Origin of the sequence: Weissella sp. LMG 11983 (genome assembly GCF_025908495.1) — a bacterium.
GTDB classification, from domain to species: domain Bacteria; phylum Bacillota; class Bacilli; order Lactobacillales; family Lactobacillaceae; genus Weissella; species Weissella fermenti.
The window spans coordinates 915425-934845 of the sequence record NZ_JAOZFD010000001.1 but is presented as its reverse complement, the minus strand read 5'-3'; the positions used below and the strand labels follow the sequence as shown (position 1 = coordinate 934845).

At 45.6% G+C, this 19421-nt stretch carries 15 protein-coding genes and 1 pseudogene; 14 read left to right on the top strand and 2 right to left on the bottom strand.

Annotated features, from left to right (window positions below; all coding sequences use genetic code 11):
* Positions 1 to 11 precede the first annotated feature (11 nt).
* From OIT45_RS04970 to OIT45_RS04960, 3 genes and pseudogenes are all read left to right on the top strand, one after another.
* A pseudogene (locus OIT45_RS04970) lies at positions 12 to 711 on the top strand (demethylmenaquinone methyltransferase).
* 113 nt (positions 712 to 824) lie between these two features.
* Entirely contained in the window at positions 825 to 1310 is a 486-nt protein-coding gene (locus tag OIT45_RS04965; protein ID WP_264329904.1) for a helix-turn-helix domain-containing protein, read from the top strand.
* An 8-nt stretch (positions 1311 to 1318) separates the two neighbouring features.
* Entirely contained in the window at positions 1319 to 2179 is an 861-nt protein-coding gene (locus tag OIT45_RS04960) for an IS3 family transposase (protein WP_264329962.1), read from the top strand.
* Positions 2180 to 2226: 47 nt separating this feature from the next.
* Here the strand turns inward: OIT45_RS04960 and OIT45_RS04955 are convergent, their stop codons facing one another.
* Positions 2227 to 2796: a cysteine hydrolase family protein gene (locus tag OIT45_RS04955; RefSeq protein ID WP_135797043.1), complete on the bottom strand. Its 570-nt coding sequence runs from the start codon at positions 2794 to 2796 to the stop codon at positions 2227 to 2229.
* Positions 2797 to 2885: 89 nt separating this feature from the next.
* Complete coding sequence (locus tag OIT45_RS04950; RefSeq protein WP_135797044.1) at positions 2886 to 3263, bottom strand: PaaI family thioesterase; 378 nt, start codon at positions 3261 to 3263, stop codon at positions 2886 to 2888.
* Between the two features lie 203 nt (positions 3264 to 3466).
* Between OIT45_RS04950 and menB the strand changes: the two genes are divergently transcribed.
* The 11 genes from menB to OIT45_RS04895 all read left to right on the top strand — a co-directional run bounded on the left by menB (position 3467) and on the right by OIT45_RS04895 (position 19384).
* The gene (gene menB / locus OIT45_RS04945; protein WP_004560163.1) at positions 3467 to 4285 is read left to right on the top strand and encodes a 1,4-dihydroxy-2-naphthoyl-CoA synthase; all 819 of its coding nucleotides are present in this window, start codon (positions 3467 to 3469) and stop codon (positions 4283 to 4285) included.
* 66 nt (positions 4286 to 4351) lie between these two features.
* A complete protein-coding gene (locus tag OIT45_RS04940) occupies positions 4352 to 5752 on the top strand; it encodes an o-succinylbenzoate--CoA ligase (RefSeq protein ID WP_264339896.1) in 1401 nt (466 codons plus the stop codon).
* A 183-nt stretch (positions 5753 to 5935) separates the two neighbouring features.
* The gene (locus tag OIT45_RS04935) at positions 5936 to 8197 is read left to right on the top strand and encodes a MucBP domain-containing protein (protein ID WP_264329961.1); all 2262 of its coding nucleotides are present in this window, start codon (positions 5936 to 5938) and stop codon (positions 8195 to 8197) included.
* A 962-nt stretch (positions 8198 to 9159) separates the two neighbouring features.
* The gene (locus tag OIT45_RS04930) at positions 9160 to 10113 is read left to right on the top strand and encodes a TerC family protein (RefSeq protein WP_199404280.1); all 954 of its coding nucleotides are present in this window, start codon (positions 9160 to 9162) and stop codon (positions 10111 to 10113) included.
* 288 nt (positions 10114 to 10401) lie between these two features.
* Positions 10402 to 11100, top strand: a complete 699-nt coding sequence (locus tag OIT45_RS04925) for a response regulator transcription factor (protein ID WP_199404281.1) — start codon at positions 10402 to 10404, stop codon at positions 11098 to 11100.
* A gap of 4 nt (positions 11101 to 11104) precedes the next feature.
* Positions 11105 to 12352, top strand: coding sequence for a sensor histidine kinase (locus OIT45_RS04920; protein WP_199404282.1), 1248 nt, complete (start codon positions 11105 to 11107; stop codon positions 12350 to 12352).
* Positions 12353 to 12496: 144 nt separating this feature from the next.
* Positions 12497 to 13663: a glycosyl hydrolase family 8 gene (locus tag OIT45_RS04915; RefSeq protein WP_199404283.1), complete on the top strand. Its 1167-nt coding sequence runs from the start codon at positions 12497 to 12499 to the stop codon at positions 13661 to 13663.
* Positions 13664 to 13908: 245 nt separating this feature from the next.
* Positions 13909 to 15327, top strand: coding sequence for a glycoside-pentoside-hexuronide (GPH):cation symporter (locus tag OIT45_RS04910; RefSeq protein WP_135797051.1), 1419 nt, complete (start codon positions 13909 to 13911; stop codon positions 15325 to 15327).
* A 42-nt stretch (positions 15328 to 15369) separates the two neighbouring features.
* Positions 15370 to 17487 (top strand): alpha-xylosidase, encoded by a 2118-nt coding sequence (yicI, locus tag OIT45_RS04905; RefSeq protein WP_199404284.1) that lies wholly within the window; start codon positions 15370 to 15372, stop codon positions 17485 to 17487.
* Between the two features lie 108 nt (positions 17488 to 17595).
* Entirely contained in the window at positions 17596 to 18426 is an 831-nt protein-coding gene (locus OIT45_RS04900; RefSeq protein WP_199404285.1) for a helix-turn-helix transcriptional regulator, read from the top strand.
* 586 nt (positions 18427 to 19012) lie between these two features.
* Complete coding sequence (locus OIT45_RS04895) at positions 19013 to 19384, top strand: YxeA family protein (protein ID WP_135797054.1); 372 nt, start codon at positions 19013 to 19015, stop codon at positions 19382 to 19384.
* Positions 19385 to 19421 lie beyond the last annotated feature (37 nt).

Below are 19421 nucleotides of genomic sequence, written 5' to 3'. Positions count from 1 at the left end.
AGGGTAATGACATGAATAAAGCGCCACAACGCGTGCAAGGAATCTTTGATGGCCTTGCACACGATTACGACAAGATGAACGACATTATTAGTTTGGGAACGCACCGTAGCTGGCGTACAAAGACGATGGCTGCAATTAATGTGCCAAAAAACGGCCAAATTCTCGATGTGGCAGCTGGGACGGGTGACTGGACAATCGCTTTGGCTAAGGAGCTCGGTGAAAAAGGTCATGTGACTGGTTTTGACTTGAGTTCAGAAATGTTGGCAGTCGCACGTGAAAAAGTTGTGGCAGCTGGTGTTAGTTACTGGGTGACGTTGACACAAGGTAATGCAATGGAGTTGCCGTATGAAGATGACACGTTTGATTTGGTGACGATCGGATTTGGTTTGCGTAACTTGCCTGATACAGCCAAGGGTTTGCAAGAATTGTACCGTGTCTTGAAGCCAGGTGGTGAGTTGGTTGTTTTGGAAACGTCTCAACCAGATAATCCTGTAATTAAGCCTTTCTGGAAGATGTACTTCAAGGGTGTGATGCCAATGATGGGTAAGGTGTTTGCTCACGATAAGGATTTATAATTATCTCGAAAAGACGACAGAAGAATTTATGTCGTTTAAGGCGTTGGCTGATTTGATGACCGATACTGGTTTCAAAACGGTTACCTACCAACGATTTAATTTTGGTGCAGCTGCGGCGCACTATGGTATTAAGTAAAAAACTCTTTTCTTCTATATAGAAGGGGAGGGGAGAGAAAAAAGACACGTTCCAAACGGAACGTTGAACTGAACCCCGTAAGTTGGAGTAAATCTAACTTACGGGGTTTTGTTATGTTTTCAAAGGAAGTACAACTTGAAGCAGTTAGTATGTATCTGAAAGGCGTGCCACCTAAGCAGATACGGAAGAAGTTTGGAATCAAAGGTGACGCCACCATTCTTAATTGGCTAACCAACATTAAGATGCTTGGGATCGAAGGTCTTAATAATCCAAGTCGAAGCAAGACAAACTATTCATACTCCTTTAAAATCAAGGTTATAAGATGGCGATTAGAACATCACGCTTCTCTACCTGTAGCAGCGAAGAAGTTCCGTATACGGACTCCTGCTCAAATTTGGCAGTGGGAACGCGCGTTGGAATCCGGTCGTCTAAAACCTGATAAACGAAGGCGGAACCAAACCATGAATAAGCAAGAACACGACAAGATTAAGAAGCTTGAAGAAGAGAACGAACTACTTCGCATCAAGGTGGCCTATCTGGAAAAACTAGAGGCCTTAGCACAGGAAAAGAAAAAATTACAAACCAAGACAAAGCGGTAGTAATCACTGTGCTAAGGCAAGAATTGAAGTGCAAATTAAAGTTGCTTCTTCAAGTAGCTGAGATGTCTAGCAGTAGTTATCACGATTCGTGCAAGCGTGCGTACAAGGAGTATCCACGTGAGTTGATCGATGCGATTACATCAATTCGTGACGATAACCCCGACTACGGTTATCGTCGTGTCACACAAGAACTTAGTAATCGTGACTTCAATACCAACCATAAGGTTGTGCTGAAAATCATGAAGATCAATGGGCTTCTCTGTACTGCTTTCAAACGTTTAACACGGAAGTACAATTCTTACGCTGGCACTGTTGGTCACATATCACCAAATCGTGTTAACCGTCGGTTCACAACGGACCGTCCATATCAGAAGGTTCTCACTGACGTCACGGAAGTTCGCTGGGGATCAGGCACAATGGCAGAACGTGCTTATTTCACTGCATATATCGACGTTTATAGTGGTGAAATTCTCACTTGGAATATCGATTTAAATCCAACCGTCGAGTTTGTCACACAGCCGTTAGATGAGCTGCTAGAAAACAGACCAGAGTTGAATTATCGAATGACAATTCACTCTGACCAAGGTTTCCAGTATCAAAATTATGAGTATGTATCACGGTTAAAGACTAACCGTGTGTTCCAAAGCATGAGTCGCAAAGCGACATGCCTAGATAACGCAATGGCTGAGAGTATCTTCCACATCTTGAAGGTAGGAACGGTACATAACAACCACTATCAAAGCTATGACGAATTAAAGTCCGCCATAACTAACTATGTCTATTACTACAACAACAAGCGGATAAAAACAAAACTGGCCGGAAAAACTCCGGTTCAATACCGAAATCTTTCCGACCAGTTATCTGCTTAAACTTCACTCCAATTTTTGGGGTTCAGTTCACGTGTCTTTTTTTGTTGTTAGTCCAAATTGTAATCGATGTCCGGTGTAACCGTAGCGCCTAATACATTTTTGAAATGCCAAAGTGCCCAGCGGTGCCCAGTTGGTGTGAAGCTTGCAACGCCATCTGCGTGAACGGTGATGTTGTAGTTCAAGTTGTACGCGTCGACTGCCGTGTGCAAAATGCAGATGTCGGTGTCGACACCTGTTAGATGAATGTCCTTGATGTCGCGTGAACGAAGGTAGTTATCCAAATCGGTATTAGCAAAACTGCTGTAACGATTTTTTGGATAAATCCAAACGTGATCATCGTCCTTGTGTTCAGCAACCCAATCCGCTAAGACGCCGTAGTATTCACGACCGGGTGTGTCGGCGACGTTGTGAGCTGGATAAAGTTTTGTTTCTGGGTGATAAGGATCGTTTGGTACGTGTAAATCGGTTGGCAAAATAACGGCATCGCCATTAGCCAAAAATTCATCAGCGAGCTCTACTAAACGTGGCGCGAGTGCTTGTGCTGACTCGCCGGCAGTTAGGGGTCCTTCTGGTGCAACGAAATCGTTTGTGTAATCAATAATCAACAAAGCCTTCATGGGAAATCTCCTTGGGTTTGACCTATAGCTACTGTGACAACGCAATCTCTTTCTTTGTTGGTTATTATACGTCTTTTGCTGCGAAATGCCTACTTGCGAACTGGAATGATCATCGCAGTGAATGTTGATGATGAGGTTAGCTTATTCGTTTCCATGACGTAGGTGTCGATACGCCAAGTTTGGATTTGGCGACCGGCGTGGATTGGTGTTGCGATGGCGCGCAACGTACCTTCGGTTGCTTGGGCGACGTGGTGCGTGTGGATGTCTAATCCAACGGGTACTTGCTTTGTGTTATCGAGTCCGATATTAGCGCCGAAGCTGCCGGCTGTTTCAGCGAGCAAGGCGTTCATGCCGCCGTGAACAATGCCGTATGGTTGCTTGATTTCATCGCGAATTGGCATGGTTAGAATAACTTCTTCGGCCGACATTTTTTCAACAGAAATGTTTAAATATTCAATTGCATTCATTTTGATTCGAAACCCCTATATATGGATGTATTTATTTTGTATATAATTATAACTTCAACTAGGGCGAACAAGAAATCGCACAAATGGTTAAAGTGTTAAATATAAGTTTAACGGGTCTTTGGCCAAATTAGTAGAAAAAAGCTATAATTTATTAAGCACATATTTGAGATAGAGAATATCGAAACCAGAAAGTGAGACTTAACATGACTGTAGAATGGACAGCGATTAAGGAATACTCAGAAATTTTGTTTGAGCGTTCAGATGCTGTAGCGAAGGTTACAATGAACAACCCTGCTCGTCACAACGCGTTTACGCCAGTGATGGTACAAGAGATGATTGATGCTTTCTCAATCGCCCGTGATGATGCGTCAATCGGCGTAATTATTTTGACAGGGGCTGGTGACAAGGCCTTTTCATCAGGTGGTGATCAATCAGTTCGAGGTAACGGTGGTTACGTTGGACCTGACCACATTGCTCGTTTGAACGTGTTGGACTTGCAACACTTGATTCGTATTATTCCAAAGCCAGTTATCGCGATGGTTAAGGGATGGGCCGTTGGTGGTGGAAACATCTTGCAATTGGTCGCTGATTTGACGATTGCTGCTGATAACGCCATGTTTGGTCAAACTGGTCCTAAGGTTGGTTCATTTGATGCAGGTTATGGTTCAGGGTACTTGGCCCGTGTTATCGGACACAAGCGTGCTAAGGAAGTGTGGTTCTTGACGAAGTTCTACACGGCTGACGAAGCTTACAGTATGAACTGGATTAACCGCGTTGTACCTTTGGCTGAAGTCGAAGATGCCACAATGGAGTGGGCTAACGAAATCTTGAAGAAGTCACCAACTGCTATTCGATTTATCAAGGCAGCGATGAACGCTGACACCGATGGTTTGGCTGGCTTGCAACAATTCGCTGGTGACGCCACGATGTTGTACTACACGACGGATGAAGGTAAGGAAGGAAAGAACGCGTTCCTAGAAAAGCGCGAACCAGACTTCTCACAATTCCCTAAGTTCCCTTAGAATGAAAAAACGAGCCCCACATCGCTGAAAGACTGATGTGGGGCTTTGTGTTGAAAGGACATGGCAATGGAAAATTGGCTAACGAAGCGTGCCATGCTGACGCCGGATCGGATGGCGGTGCGCTTTGAAAATACAACGCTAACTTTTGCTGAAATGCGTCAACGCGTTTTGACAATTGCTGGCCAAATCACGCAACACATTGATAATAATGAACGTATCGCTTTGATTACACCTAATAATCTAACAGGCTATTTGATGATTTTGGCGGTGCAACAACTTGATAAGACAGTTGTCTTACTAAATCGTCGACTTTCACCGCGTGAGATGACATTCCAATTGGATGACGCAGCAATTACGACTGTTATCCAAGATGATCGTTTCGAGGGCGAATTACCGGTCAAACAAGTTACTTTTGCTGAGGTTTTGGCAACGAACGCTGACGCCGTCGATCCAGTGGCGGATTTCGACCTGGATAAGGTGACGTCAATTATGTATACGTCAGGTACTACGGGTAACCCAAAGGGCGTTATGCAAACCTTTGGTAACCACTTCTATTCAGCGGTTGGTTCTGCTTTGAACCTGGGTTTAACGCCGGATGATGTCTGGCTAGCGGCAGTGCCGATTTTCCACATCAGCGGACTTTCAATCATGATGCGTTCATTGATTTATGGTATGGGTGTTAGCTTGTATGAACGATTTGATGTCGAAAAGATTAACGCCGAATTGATGACTGGCCAAGTAACGACGATTTCAGTGGTGCCGGTTATGCTTAAACAATTGTTGGCGCAACTATCTGAGGGTGCAAAGTATCATGAGCGTTTCCGCACGATGCTACTTGGTGGTGGTCCAACGGATTTAACAACCCTTGAAAAGGCAACCGCGGCCGGCATTGAAATTGTCCAATCATACGGTATGACGGAGACGGCTTCACAAGTGATTGCATTGGATGCTGCTAGTGCAACGAAGAAGTTGGGTTCAGCTGGTAAGCCGCTGTTCCCGGTAGAAGTTCGCATTCAAAAGGCGAAAGAGACGGATCAAGTTGGTCGCATTCAAATTAAGTCACCGACTTTGGCGGTTGGGTATTTGAATCGTCCTGATAAATATGCTGAATCATTTGTTGATGGCTGGTTCGATACTGGTGATATGGGCTGGTTGGATGACGATGGCTTTTTGTATGTTGAGGGTCGTGAGGGTGATATGATTTCGTCTGGTGGCGAAAATGTCTTCCCGGATGAAATTGAATCGGTTTATGGTGAAGCGACGGCGATTGACCAAATTTCAGTAGTTGGTATCCCAGATGAACGCTGGGGTGCTGTACCGGTAGCTTTTTTGTCATTCAAGCCAGGTGAGGCCATGGACTTTGCCAGTCTACGAACGTTTGGTCGTGATCGTTTAGCGCACTATAAGGTGCCAGCGCGATTCTTTGTGACGGATAAATTCCCTCGCACAGCGAGTGGTAAGATTTAGCGTCATAAATTGCGCAACCAATTGGACGAGGCGCAAGAAGTTAAATAGGAAAGAAACGAGTTGGTGTGATATTGGTATACACCAACTCGTTTTTTAGTATATGGCTTTTCCTTCTCCACTTACGTATAATAAGTGGAATAGTTTTAATCCGTTATACAGGAAAGAAGAGAAGGGGGTTTATGTATGTTTGGGGATAATGTTGGGCCGTATAAGCGCCCAGTTTTTGGTGTGAAGAAGCGCGTATTAGTGTCGGGCGCGACTTTGATGATGTTGGGGATGTCAGTTGATGTGAAGGCAGATGGTGTCGAAACTGAGTCAGCGATGGTTGTGGGAACTGCTGGCGAAACGACTGATGAAAATGGTAGTCGCGAGCCTAAAAACTGGGATTGGTCTACCGATGCGAGCGTTGCACAAACCGTTATGACGACGGTGGATGGCGCCGTGAACGCTGATGGTAAAGTGCTGCTAGCAGGAAGCAGTTTTGTGCAGCTGGTTGATGCGCGAATTGTTAATGGGTATGCGATTGGGCTGAAGATTGATAATACAAATGGGCAATATCAAACGGGTGATACGTTGTCGATACCGCTGTATGGCGAAATGGTCTCGGCAAGTGATCAGCATAAGCAAACATTTAATTTGGTGCAGGCTACCGGTGTTTTGCAAAATGACGGCGCAACGTTTGCGCGTTATGAGGTAACGGGGGGCGCGTTGAAGATTACCTTCACCACAACGCCGATTGGTGAGGTATCTTCACACCTAGCAATTACTGGATCAACTTCATCGCCGTTGCCGGAAGCCAAGATTTGGGCTGAAAAAACGGGTATGGCAAAAATTACGTTTGGGGATGCGACGGTTCAAGGGACGTTTGAATTTAAATCACGTTTCCAAGTGGATGCACCTGGTGTTGCAACCCAGCAACTGTTTACGAAGAGTGATCAAGTGAGTGTGGGAAGTTACTATCAAGATGATGGCTACATGAACGCTTTGTTGCGCGGGGATGCGGATATAACCGCTAAAATTCGTGAAACGGGCGCCTTTGCAACGGAAGATTTGATTCAATTGCAACACGTTCAAATTGAACAAGGAACTGTGTTGTCTGCCTCGTCATCGGCTGGCTACTCAACCTATTATGTTGTTGATAAAAATGCGGCCGGCAAATATCAAGCAACCGTTATTTCGGCAACTGTTTCCCAGATGAATACTGAATCCATTGATGCGCAAAACTTTATTGAATACGCTGAGGGTACATCTGATGAGGAAATTGTCCGTGACTTAGCGTCGGTTGGGCGTGGTGCGTATACGATTTATTTGAATGCCGATGGGACATATACAATGGCCTATAACATGGGAAACCCTTATGCAGATTGGGGTGTCGATAATTTCGGTGATCAAACATTTGGCGAATTCTTGTTAAGCCGTGACGCCGATGGCACGTTGACGGCGACTGATTTGAAGGCGCTGGATGACAATATTGCTCGGGCTGGCGGGTCAAATCCATCCGAAGGAACTGGGTCGCACGGCCATCAATTCTACATTCATTTTGCTGATAACACAGCGGTTAATGCAGTGACGAGTGTGTTGAAAACCTATAATGCAACTGGTGAATTGTTGAATACGACCAAAATTGCCCGCGCGGCCACAACACCGGATGTCGTTGATATTAAGGGGCAAGCGCGTTTGCGTGTGTTCCACATTGACGAAGCTGGCCATGAACTGGCTACAACTGAAGTGAAGATTGCAAATCCAGGCACGCCGTATGAAACGTCGGCCAAAGAAATAGAAGATTATCATCTATTGCGTGTGACAGATAATGCAACCGGTGTTTACGGCAAGGCGAACGAGACAACGTCGGTCGTGTATGTGTACGTAGCATCGCCGGTTGATGATCCAGATTATATTTTCGAAGAAGATGTTGAAGATCCAGACGATCCTGACGTGCCTTTGGAAGATGAACCTGAAGTGCCAACAGAGCCGACAGTAGATGAACCAAATGTGCCAGGACAACCAGGAGTTACGACGCCAGAAGACCCAATGGTTGATGTGCCAACGCCAGAAGTGGATACGCCACCAACGGAAACACCGGAGGAAGATGTCATCACGCCAAATGATAACCCAACGCCACCAGCGGTTGAACCACAAATTGACACACCAACACAAAATCCAGAACCGGAATTACCTGTGAAGGACCGTGTGTTAGTTCCGACAGAGACGCCTAAGTCGGTCGTAAATCGCAAGGTGGCGCCGATTATTACAGCGCAAACACCCGTTGTTGAACCGGTGACCTTGGAGAAGGTGGCTGAAATTGCATCGCCAAGGTTGGCTGAAAAGGGTGCGGTTGAATTGCCGAAAACAGCGGCTGAACGTTCTGGTAATACTTGGCTAAAGTGGGCCGGATTAAGTGGTATGGCCTTCTTGGGGATGCTAATTATTCGTCGCAAAAAGTAATCGCCTTTTGTGCTTGAATTTCTAAAATGAGGGTCTATAATAATAGTCAATCTAGGAAAGGGGGTGATACGTTTTGTCAGATTATAGCAATCAAACGATTCGTATCGCCCTTGTATAGGAAACAAGGGCGATACGTAATTGTATTTAGCCCGGTAGGCAACTACCGGACGGCCATGCAGATTGCAATTTGAGATGTATGGTCGGAAGACACCAGGCGGCGAACTTGGTGTCTTTTTTTATGAGGTTTTTTAGTTGGTGGTGTGTGTGTCGACGCGTTGCGTCGAGGCATGGGATTTGGTTGGGGAGGCGGTGCTCCGTCCTACAATATAAGCTGGTGGCGACGGAGTCCCGTTCTCCCTAAGTCTCAGCGTATTTCCGCGCCTGTCGGCTTGAAATTCACTGCTACTAAGTGATAACTGGTGCTCCTGTCCTCGCTTTGTCACCGGCTAATATCGCAGGAGCTCCGCACCACCACCCCAACCAAATCCCATGCCAGCAGCCAAGATATCCTAGTCCGTCTAAGATAATCATCCACCCCGAAATAAGTGGGTGAACAGTTTGACCTAAAGTATTGCGGTGGATGAAAATCGAACAACCATAGTATTGCTTGGTTGCTGTGACCTGCCCCGCCGAGCGTATAGACCCAAGTGGACCTTGACCCGTGGGTGTGGGTTCTTAGCGGAGAGCCACGAGGAGGTAAAGGTGTACGCTGCAACGCAGTGGACTCCGCTCCCCACAGGTCATGGTCCACTTGGGTTAGCGAAAAGGCTTGACCGGAGCGTGTCTCGACACGCGTAGGAAATCAGGCGGCTTCCTGTGAAGGAATAAGAGCCGCGTGAAAAGAAGGGCAGGTCACTCGGCGCGATAGCGACGACACAAACCACAAACCCAATTAGTCAAACAAAGCGCACAAAATAGGAGTAAGATATAGAATATCTCGTAACAAGAAAGAAGATTCACCTATGGAAGTTAGTTTATGGATCTGGGTGGCGTTTTTTGCATTTGTCATTGTGATGCTAGCGCTTGATCTGGGTATTTTTAATAAAGAAAATACGGTACCAACATTCGAAAAGTCATTGATGATGACAGGTATGTGGGTAGCCTTGGCATTTATTTTTGCGGGTGGCATCTGGTATTTTGCCGGAAGTGACCACGCGTTGGATTTTGTAACGGGCTACTTGCTTGAAGAATCATTAAGTGTAGATAATCTCTTTATCTTTATCCTGGTCTTTAGCTTCTTTGGTATTGAGGCGAAGTACCAACACCGCGTTTTGTTCTGGGGTGTGTTTGGAGCGTTAGTCATGCGTGTGCTCTTCATCTTAGGTGGGGCTGCGCTGCTACAACGTTTCGACTGGTTGATGTACATTTTCGGGGCCTTCCTGGTGTATACCGGATTGAAAATGCTCTTTGAAAAAGAAGCTAACCAGAACTTGGATGATAGTCGTTTGATTAAGACGCTACGAAAAATTTTGCCGATTAAGGATGATTACACAGAGCCACACTTCATTATTAAAGAAGATGGTCGTCATTATGTGACAAAGTTCTTGGTTGCCCTAATTTTCATCGAAGCATCTGATTTGCTATTTGCGGTGGATTCTATTCCGGCCGTGTTGGCGGTGACGCAAGATACGTTCATCGTCGTTACATCAAATATCTTTGCGATTTTGGGATTGCGTTCATTGTATTTTGCCTTATCAAAGCTATTGCCGATGTTCCGTTATATCAAATACGCATTGGCCATTATCTTGGCGTTCATTGGTGCCAAGATGTTGATTAATGAAGGTGGTAAGATGTTCGATTGGGATTTTGAAATCTCAAATGCTTTCTCATTGATTGTAATTGTTGGATTGCTTGCGGTGGCAATCGTGTCATCAATTATTGTCGCTCGCGTGCAAGCACGTCGCGAATTTAAATAATAATTAGCGCCATATTTTTCATATGGCGCTTTTTTGCGCGGCAAAAGATGAGTCCAGAGTCCGTGAAACGGTTATAATGGACTTGAACCTTAAATATTTAAGGTTCAGACAAGGCTACGCTATGTCGATTTTAAGGTTCACTAACTATTATTTAAGACAACAGAGCGGCCGACGCTCACGATTATCACAGTGGCTGGGCACGTCGGAGGTCAAAAACCTCCGACATTCTCAGTCTGCTTTATAAGAGATATGAATGAAACCCATTTGGGGATATGTGAGGTTAATGAGATGGCAGGGAATACAATTAAGTTGTTAGTAGTGGAAGATGATTTTGCGTTGAATGATACCGTTCGTGAAACGATTTCTGAATTGGGTGAAGTGACGCAAGTGCATGATGGTGATGAAGGCTGGTTTGAAATTGAATCAGGTGTTTATGACGCTGTTGTGTTGGATGTGATGTTGCCAGGGCAAGATGGCTTTACAATTTTGAAGAAGGCGAAGGACATGTTCCCGAACTTGCCAATTCTAATGTTGACTGCCAAGGGTGAACTATCAGATAAGATGCAAGGCTTTAACTTGGGTGCGGATGAATATATTACTAAGCCGTTCTACAAGGAAGAATTACTGGCACGCTTGAAGACGTTGTTGCGTCACACGGGTGTGCTTGGTCAAGATGGCGCACTTGAAGTCGGAAACGTACAGGTGTTTATTGATCAACACCGTGTTTTGGTTAACGACCAAGAAGTGAACTTGCAAGGTCGTGAGTTTGGTTTGCTGGTCTACTTGATGCAACACGTGGGGCAAATTGTCACGAAGGATCAAATTTTTGACCGCCTTTGGGGCTTTGACTCTGATACGTCTTTGACGGTTGTCGAAGTATATATGTCAAACCTTCGTAAGAACTTGCGTAATGCGGATGCGCAAGTCACGATTAAAACGTTGCGTAATGTGGGCTATACGCTAAACGCAACACTACCGGAAGACTGATTTTATGGTAGAAAATAACAAACTACGCTGGGATGAACGATTAGAAATACGTGTCCGGGCGTTTTTTGCCAAAATTAAATTGCCGAAGTGGCTTCAGAGAATCCGCGCCTCGTTGTCACAACAAGTTAAGATGACTATTTTGATGGTCGTCGGTTTTACGATGGTCTTTTCATTGATTGGGACGTTTACAATCGGCCAATTTAGGAATGTGATGTATGGCACAGCGGAAAGGCGTGTCGCTCAGGCTTTTGATTCGCGTTCAAATCAGTATGATCAGCCAACGATGCAAAACTCGCAGATTACGGATTATGTCGATACCTTTAAAGATTCACTGAATATCAAACATGAGAATAAGGTCTACCTTAAGTCATACCGTGGTAGCTGGTATTTCTTTAATCGTCAGGGGGACCAACTAGCATTCGTTGATGTCACGACAGAACACGAGATTGTTGAGCAGTTCCAAAACCGTTTGGTCTGGATTTTCGCGTTATCTGAAATTGCGCTGTTGTTGATGGCGGTTGCGTTGACGCGCGCCAATATGCGTCCGATTATGCGTGCGTGGTCGCAACAACGAACGTTCGTGGCCGATGCAGCGCACGAATTTAAGACGCCGATGACGGTTATTCAAAATAACTTGGAACGTATGTTGGAACGTCCGAATGATACGGTGATGGACCAAGTCGAAAACGTCGCTAATGCGTTGACTGAAGTGCGTCACTTGAATAATTTGACGGGTGATTTGCTGACACTATCACAGGCCGATGCTGATGTGCCGCTGTTTGCGTTTGCTGACATGGATTTGGCAAAGGTGGCCCGTGAAGTTGGTGATATTTTCGAATTCACGGCTGAAGAAAAGGGGCAAACACTACGAGTTGATGTGCCTGAGACATTGCCGATTGTTGGAGATGCCCAACGTTTGCGTCAATTGTTGGTTATTTTGACGGATAATGCCCAGAAGTACGCCGGTGAAGGGGCTGACGTGACGATTTCTGCGACTCAAACTAACAACAATATAAAGTTGCAGGTTTCTGACACTGGTAAGGGTGTGCCGGACGCTGATAAACAGCGTTTGTTTGATCGCTTTTATCGTGTTGATAAGGCGCGTTCGCGTTCAACAGGCGGTCACGGTTTGGGGCTTGCGATTGCCAAGTGGGTGGTCCAAGGTCACCGTGGTACTATTGAAGTGTTGGATAATCAGCCACACGGTACCATCTTCAGTATGACGTTGCCGAAGAATCAAAAAATTAAATAGTCAATTGCGATGCTGCTGAAGTTAAAGTGGCATCGCTTTTTTTAATGAGCCTTTGAAAGCGCTTTCTTTTCTTGTTTAAGCCACATTTCGGTCATACTCGGACCGTATATTCATCTGTGGTAATAAAGAAAACGGAGAAACAAAATGAGTAAGTTTATTGACTTTGGTTATACACAAGCGCAAATTGACGAAAAGTTCCAACAAGTGTTGGATACGATTTTTACAAATGAAGAAACTAAGTTCTACTATGACAACGGTGATGGTACAGCGTACTTTACTGATACTGGTAATGATGATGTGCGTACTGAGGGAATGTCATACGGCATGATGATTGCCTTGCAACTTGATGACCAACCAATGTTCAACAAGTTTTGGGCATGGGTGAACAAGTACATGTTGATTACGGATGGCCCAATGCACGGCTTCTTCAAGTGGTCAGCCCAACGTTCAGGTGTTTCTAACGCTGAAGGTTCTGCCCCAGACGGTGAAGAATTCTTTGCGGCTGCTTTGTTGATGGCTGCTAACCGTTGGGGTGACGGCGAAGGCATCTTTAACTACACGGCCGAGGCGAAGTCTTTGTTGCACGAGATGGTGCACAAGGATGAAGAAGAAGGTGGTCGTGGTATGTTCGATCCTGAGACGACTTACATTCGTTTCGTCGCAGAAATGGATATTTCAGATCCGTCATATCACTTGCCGCACTTCTACGAGGTGTACGCGCAATACGGTAATGAAGAAGACCGTGCGTTCTTTGAGCGCGCAGCTGATGCATCACGCGAATACTTGAAGAAGGCGATGAACCCAGAAACGGGGATGTCAGCGGAATATGCGAACTACGATGGTACGCCAAATGACTTCCGTGGCCACGGATCATTCTTCTCAGATGCATACCGTACGGCTGCGAACGTTGGTTTGGATGCTGCGTGGACTGGCAAGGTTGATGCCGAATTGACTGACCGTGTCGTTAAGTTGCAAGAATTCTACAAGGGTCAAATTGAACAAGAAAACATCCCGGTTTATTGGATTGATGGCACGATTGTTGGCGACAAGGAGACCGAAGATGGTCAAAGCTTGTTGTATGTGAAGCACCCGGTTGCCTTGAAGGCGGGGATGGCGCAATCAACACTAGCAACGCCAAACAACGAGTTGTCAAAGTATTACGTGGATCTATTCTGGAACATGCCAATGCGTGACGGTGTCTACCGTTACTACGACAACTTGCTATACCTATTTGCTTTCATGTCTTTGGCGGGTATGTATAACAAGTATGACAAGCAAGTGTCTGCTGACCGTGTGTTAGTAACAAATTAATAGTGGTGATAGTCAACCTGCAAAGGGTTGGCTATTTTTTTGTAAATGTCAAACAATTGCACTTGCAAATTAGGTGGCGATTTTGACTTTTTGACCGGATAAATACGACCTCCGGCAAAAGACACCTTGTAGATTAAAATCATTCCCTGTATTCTCAAACACGTGGTAATGAAACCGTTTACAGAAAACGTTTGCATTACAAGAATTCTTAAGGTAGTCACCATGAACAACGGAGGGTAATCGTCATGGAACAAAAGATGCCGAATCAAGTGGGGTGGGGCGAACGTGTCTCATACGCCATGTCGGACTTTGGGTGTAACACAATTTTTCAAATCGTAGGAACGTACTTCTTGGTTTTCTGTACTGACACTTTGGGTGTTGCTGCAGCAGCCGTTACAGGACTTTTCGCGATTACAGCAATTATTGATTCAATCGATGGGGTGATTTGGGGACAATTCATCGACCGTACACATACCAAGTGGGGAAAGTCACGTCCTTACTGGTTGTGGTTCGCAATTCCATTTGCCATCTTCTGTGTGATGGCCTTTACGGCGCCACCACTATCAGAAACTGGTAAGGTCGTTTGGATTTACATCGCCTACATCGGCGCTAAGATTTTGTACTCAGGAATTAACATTCCAGTTACATCAATCTTGCCAGCGCTGACTTCAAATCCACAAGAGCGTGTGACGTTGTCAACGATTCGTCAATTTTTCGGAAACATGGGCGCAGCCATTTTCTTGCCATTGACGTTGCCAGCTGTTGGTATTATCGCCGGTATTTTTGATAAGGGTGCTAAGGATCCATCAACATCAGCAACAGGTTGGTTTATCTGGGCTGTTATCTTGGGTATTATCACAGCGGCCTGCTTGTTGGTTGCTTTCGCCGGAACTCGTGAGCGAGTGGTCACAAAGGACTCTAACCGTTCAATTCCAATGCGCGAATCAGTGAAGGCCTTGAAGGGTAACTACCCATGGGTCATCATCATCTTCATCAACTTTATCTACTGGGGTGGATTTGCTGTTCGTTCAAGTTCATTGCCTTACTACTTCAAGTACGTTTTGCACAACGAAGCGTTGGGAAGTTTGGTCTTGGCCGGAACGGTTATCACGTTGGCTTCAACAGCAATGGTGCCATTCGTTGCCCGTCGTTTGGGTAAGCGAAACACAATGTTGCTAGGAATGGTCGGAACGGCTTTGTCACAGTTGGTACTTTACCTTGCTGACATCATGAACGGAAACGTTGCCATTATCTTGACTGGTATTGTCTTGTACTTCATCAGCTACGGTTTGACGGGTGCTTTGATCGCCGTTATGTTGTCAGACGCCGTTGATTTCGGTGAGTGGAAGAACGGTGTGCGTGCCGAAGGGTTCGTAACATCATTTAGTTCATTCTCAGCCAAGTTGGGTATGGGAATCGGTGGTATGGTCTTGGCCGCCGTTTTGGCAGCTGGTGGTTATGCTGCTTCAGCTGACGGTACGCAGACCGCATCAGCATTGGACGCTATTCGTATGGGATTCATCTGGATTCCATTTATCGGTTACGCTGCCTCAGCAATCGCCTTGTTGTTCAACAACATCGACAAGCTTGAGCCACAAATGGTCGCAGATTTGACGGCTAAGCACGAACGTGAAGCTGCTGCAGTTGCAGAAGCTGAAGCCTAAGCAGATAGGCATTTCAAACATAATTAAACGGGGAATAAAAACATGAAGTTTACTAATGGATACTGGCTAAACCGTGATGAGTACATTGTTAACTCACCATTGGAAGCCTTTGACGCAATGGTCGTAGATAAGGATGATGACAACTACGCAAGTGATGCCTTGCGCGTTTACTCAGCCTACCACCGTATCAACTCTCGCAGTGACATGTTGGATGTCGGTGCAACGACGATGACGGTGTTCTCACCAGCTGAAGATGTTATCGGTGTCGAGTTGAAGCACTTCGATCGTGATGACAAGAATCCGCTATACGAGTTGCAAAACAACAACGTAACGCCAACGATTGAAATCGCAGATTCTGTTGCAACGTTGACGAGTGGTGATTTGCAATTGGCTGTCTCAATGCACGACAAGTTCAACATCGATTTCAACTACAAGGGTAAGCGCATTACGGGTTCTGAATACAAGGCCCAAGCGTCAATTGATGATTTGTCAGGCAAGCAATTGGGTCAAGTGATGCACGCCAACACGGTTACTGGTGCGCAAAACTTGGGACCACAAGGATCTGTTACAGCAACGGACCACTTTATGCGTGAGCAATTGAGCCTGTTGCCAGGTACGAATGTTTACGGATTCGGTGAGCGTTTCGGGGCCTTCGTGAAGAATGGTCAAAGCATCGACACTATCAACATGGATGGTGGTACTGGTTCAGAACAAAGCTACAAGTCAATTCCGTTCTACATGACGGGTAAGGCTGGCGTTTACTACGGTGTATTCGTTAACGAAAGCCAACCAACAAGTTTTGAAGTCGGCAGCGAAGTGGTTGATCGTGTCAGCTTCTCAACGCGTGGTGAGTCATTGGAGTACTACGTGATTGCAGGTGACTCACCAAAGTCAGTGATTTCAAAGTACAACAAGTTGACGGGTGGTTCTGTTTTGCCACCAGAATGGACGTTTGGATTGTGGCTATCAACGTCATTTACGACGGACTACTCAGAAGAAACGGTTATGAGTTTCATCGACGGTATGTTCGAACGTGATATTCCAGTTTCAGTATTCCACTTCGATTGCTTCTGGATGAAGGGCTTCGAGTGGACAAGCTTGGAATGGGATAAGGAACAATTCCCAGATCCAGTTGGTTTGTTGAAGCGCTTGCACGACAAGGGCTTGAAGGTCTGCGTTTGGATTAACCCATACATCTCACAAAAGTCACCACTCTTTAAGATTGGTAAGGAAAAGGGTTACTTCATCAAGCACACTGACGGCAGTGTTTGGCAATGGGACTTGTGGCAACCAGGTCTCGCCGTGGTTGACTTCACTAACCCAGAAGCCCGTGCTTGGTACCAAGGTTTGTTGAAGAACTTGTTGGACATGGGTGTTGACTGCTTCAAGACGGACTTCGGTGAGCGAATCCCAATGCACGACGCCGTATTCTTTAACGGTGGCAACCCTGAAGGTGAGCACAACTACTACACGCACCGTTACAACGACGCTGTGTTTGAGTTGTTGCAACAAGAAAAGGGTGAAGACGAAGCGGTTGTCTTTGCTCGCTCTGGTACGGTCGGTGGTCAACAATACCCAGTTCACTGGGGTGGTGACAACTTGAGCCAATTCCACTCAATGGCTGACAGTCTTCGTGGTGGTTTGAGCTTGATGTCATCAGGTTACACATTCTGGAGTCACGATATTGGTGGTTTCGAAGAGAATGCGAGCCCATCAATCTACAAGCGTTGGACGCAATTCGGTTTGCTTTCAAGTCACTCACGTTACCACGGTAACATCGAGTACCGTGTGCCTTGGTTGTTTGACGAAGAAGCTGTTGACGTAACGCGTAAGTTCACGCAATTGAAGTTGGAGATGATGCCATACATCTACGGACAAGCCAAGGAATCAGTTGAAGCTGGTATCCCATTGATGCGTCCAATGTACTTGGAGTTCCCTGAAGATCAAAATACGGCAACGTTGGATCGTCAATACATGCTTGGTGGCGACGTTTTGGTGGCACCTGTTATGACTGAAGAAGGGGATGTTGATTACTACTTGCCAGCTGGTAAGTGGGAGCACATCTTGGATGGTCGCGTCGTTGAAGTGACTGAAAACGGTCGCTGGATGACTGAAAACTACGACTTCATGAGCTTGCCATTGTGGAAGAAGATCGGCTAAACCTGACAGAAAGTCAGCGCCCCGAGCTAATTGAGAATGTGATAAACTGAACTTATAGATTTTGCAGAGCCGATGGGGGTCGGTGCGTAAACTTTAAGGGGTTCAGTGATGGAAAAGGCAGCGCAACAGCACGAAATAGTTGCAGATAATTCAGATGTTGGGGTTCGCGTCTTTTTATCCGATGAACCACTTGGATTTAAGCCACTGCATTGGCATACGCATATTGAAATTGTGCTCGTCCTAACCGGCGAAGTGACGTTTCGATATGAGCAACATGATGTCACGTTACATGAAAATGAGTTCATTGTGATTGGATCGGGGATTCTCCACTCGACCACCAATTTGGCAAATCAAGCCCTCGTGTTGCAAATTCCTGTGTATTATCTCAACCAGTATTGGTCGAATAGTGAATTGCTACGATTTGATTTGTGGACGAACCATAGTTTGCATGATGAAACGTATGACAAGATTGTCAGCATGCTTCAGCAAATGACCCAAATCTATTTGCGAAAAGAAGCTGGCTATCGGTTGCGATTTAGCAGCATCTTGATGCAAGTCTTATATGACTTGATTACCAATTATGCTGTGACGTTAACGCCGGATGACTTAACGGAAGATGATCGTTTGAAGGACGTGATTATGTATATTCACGAGCAGTATCGAACGAAAATCTCGTTGAGTGAGGTCGCAGAAAAGTTCCATTACAATCCTGATTACCTCAGTCGTATTTTTAAACGACGGGTTGGGGTGACGTTTGTGAACTATGTTTATCAGGTTCGTTTAGATGCCATTTATCAAGATGTGCTTGCGACGAACCAGGTCATTAAAACAATCTTTATCCGCCACGGCGCTAGCAACACTAAGTTAGCGATGAAAATGTTTAAAGAATCATATGGTCAGACTCCTAATCAGTTACGACAACTGAACAAGGGCGAATGACGGAAAACGGTATCGCAGTGATGTGATACCGTTTTTTGGTGTTTGTGTCGTGCTAGCGCACGAGCAAATGCCTGGGGTAACTCTCTCCGACAAAGAATTTGAGCTGAGACACGCCCTGCCGCGAGCACCGCGTGTTGCTCCCTTATCGGTCGCATCGGCCAAACTGGAAACTTGGGGCTTTGGCCGATAGACACGCGGCGGTCGGGCAGGGCTTCTCTGTCCCACCTCAAATCGCTCCGAGAGTTACCCCAGGCATTTGCAGCAGACAAGATATCCTAGTCTGTTATGGATTTACATCCACGGTTTAATAAATAGGGTGATAGCTCTCTTTTTCCTTGTTATCCGTGGATGAAAAACTAAAATATGTTATTAATATCTCGGCTACTGGCATGGTGGGTATGGGGGCGGAGAGCCCCGCGTCCATGCCCACCATGCTTCGTCACGACAGTGGCGACACAAACCACCAACTAAAAAAACAAATGTACTTTCCACTTGTGTTATTCAGTTACTGATATTATACTTTAAATAGTATAAGAGGTTATGTACTATACGGATAATGATTGAGATATTTTAAGAGGTGGAAATCATGAAGAAGATTATTGGTTTGATTGCAGCAGTGTTGGTCGTATTCGGCCTATACAAGGGATATGAATACTACAACGTTACGTACAAGGCAACGCCAGCTTACGCAAAGGTGCCTGCTCAAGTGCCAGAGTTGAAGGATACGGTTGATGATTCTGGTAAGAAGATTGCCGGCTCAAAGTCATACTCATACAAGTTGACATTCATCACGACTGACGGGGAACGTCGTGTCTTGGATTACAACATTGAAGACGCTGATCCATTGACACCAAACGCATATGTGAAGGCTGAAATCAGCCAAAAGCGTGTTGTAAAGGGTCCTGAAGGGGTACAAAAGTCAGACGTGCCAACGTCAGTGCTAGAAAAGTTGAAGTAATTTAAAAAAGGTGTAGCAACCCACGTGGTTGCTACAC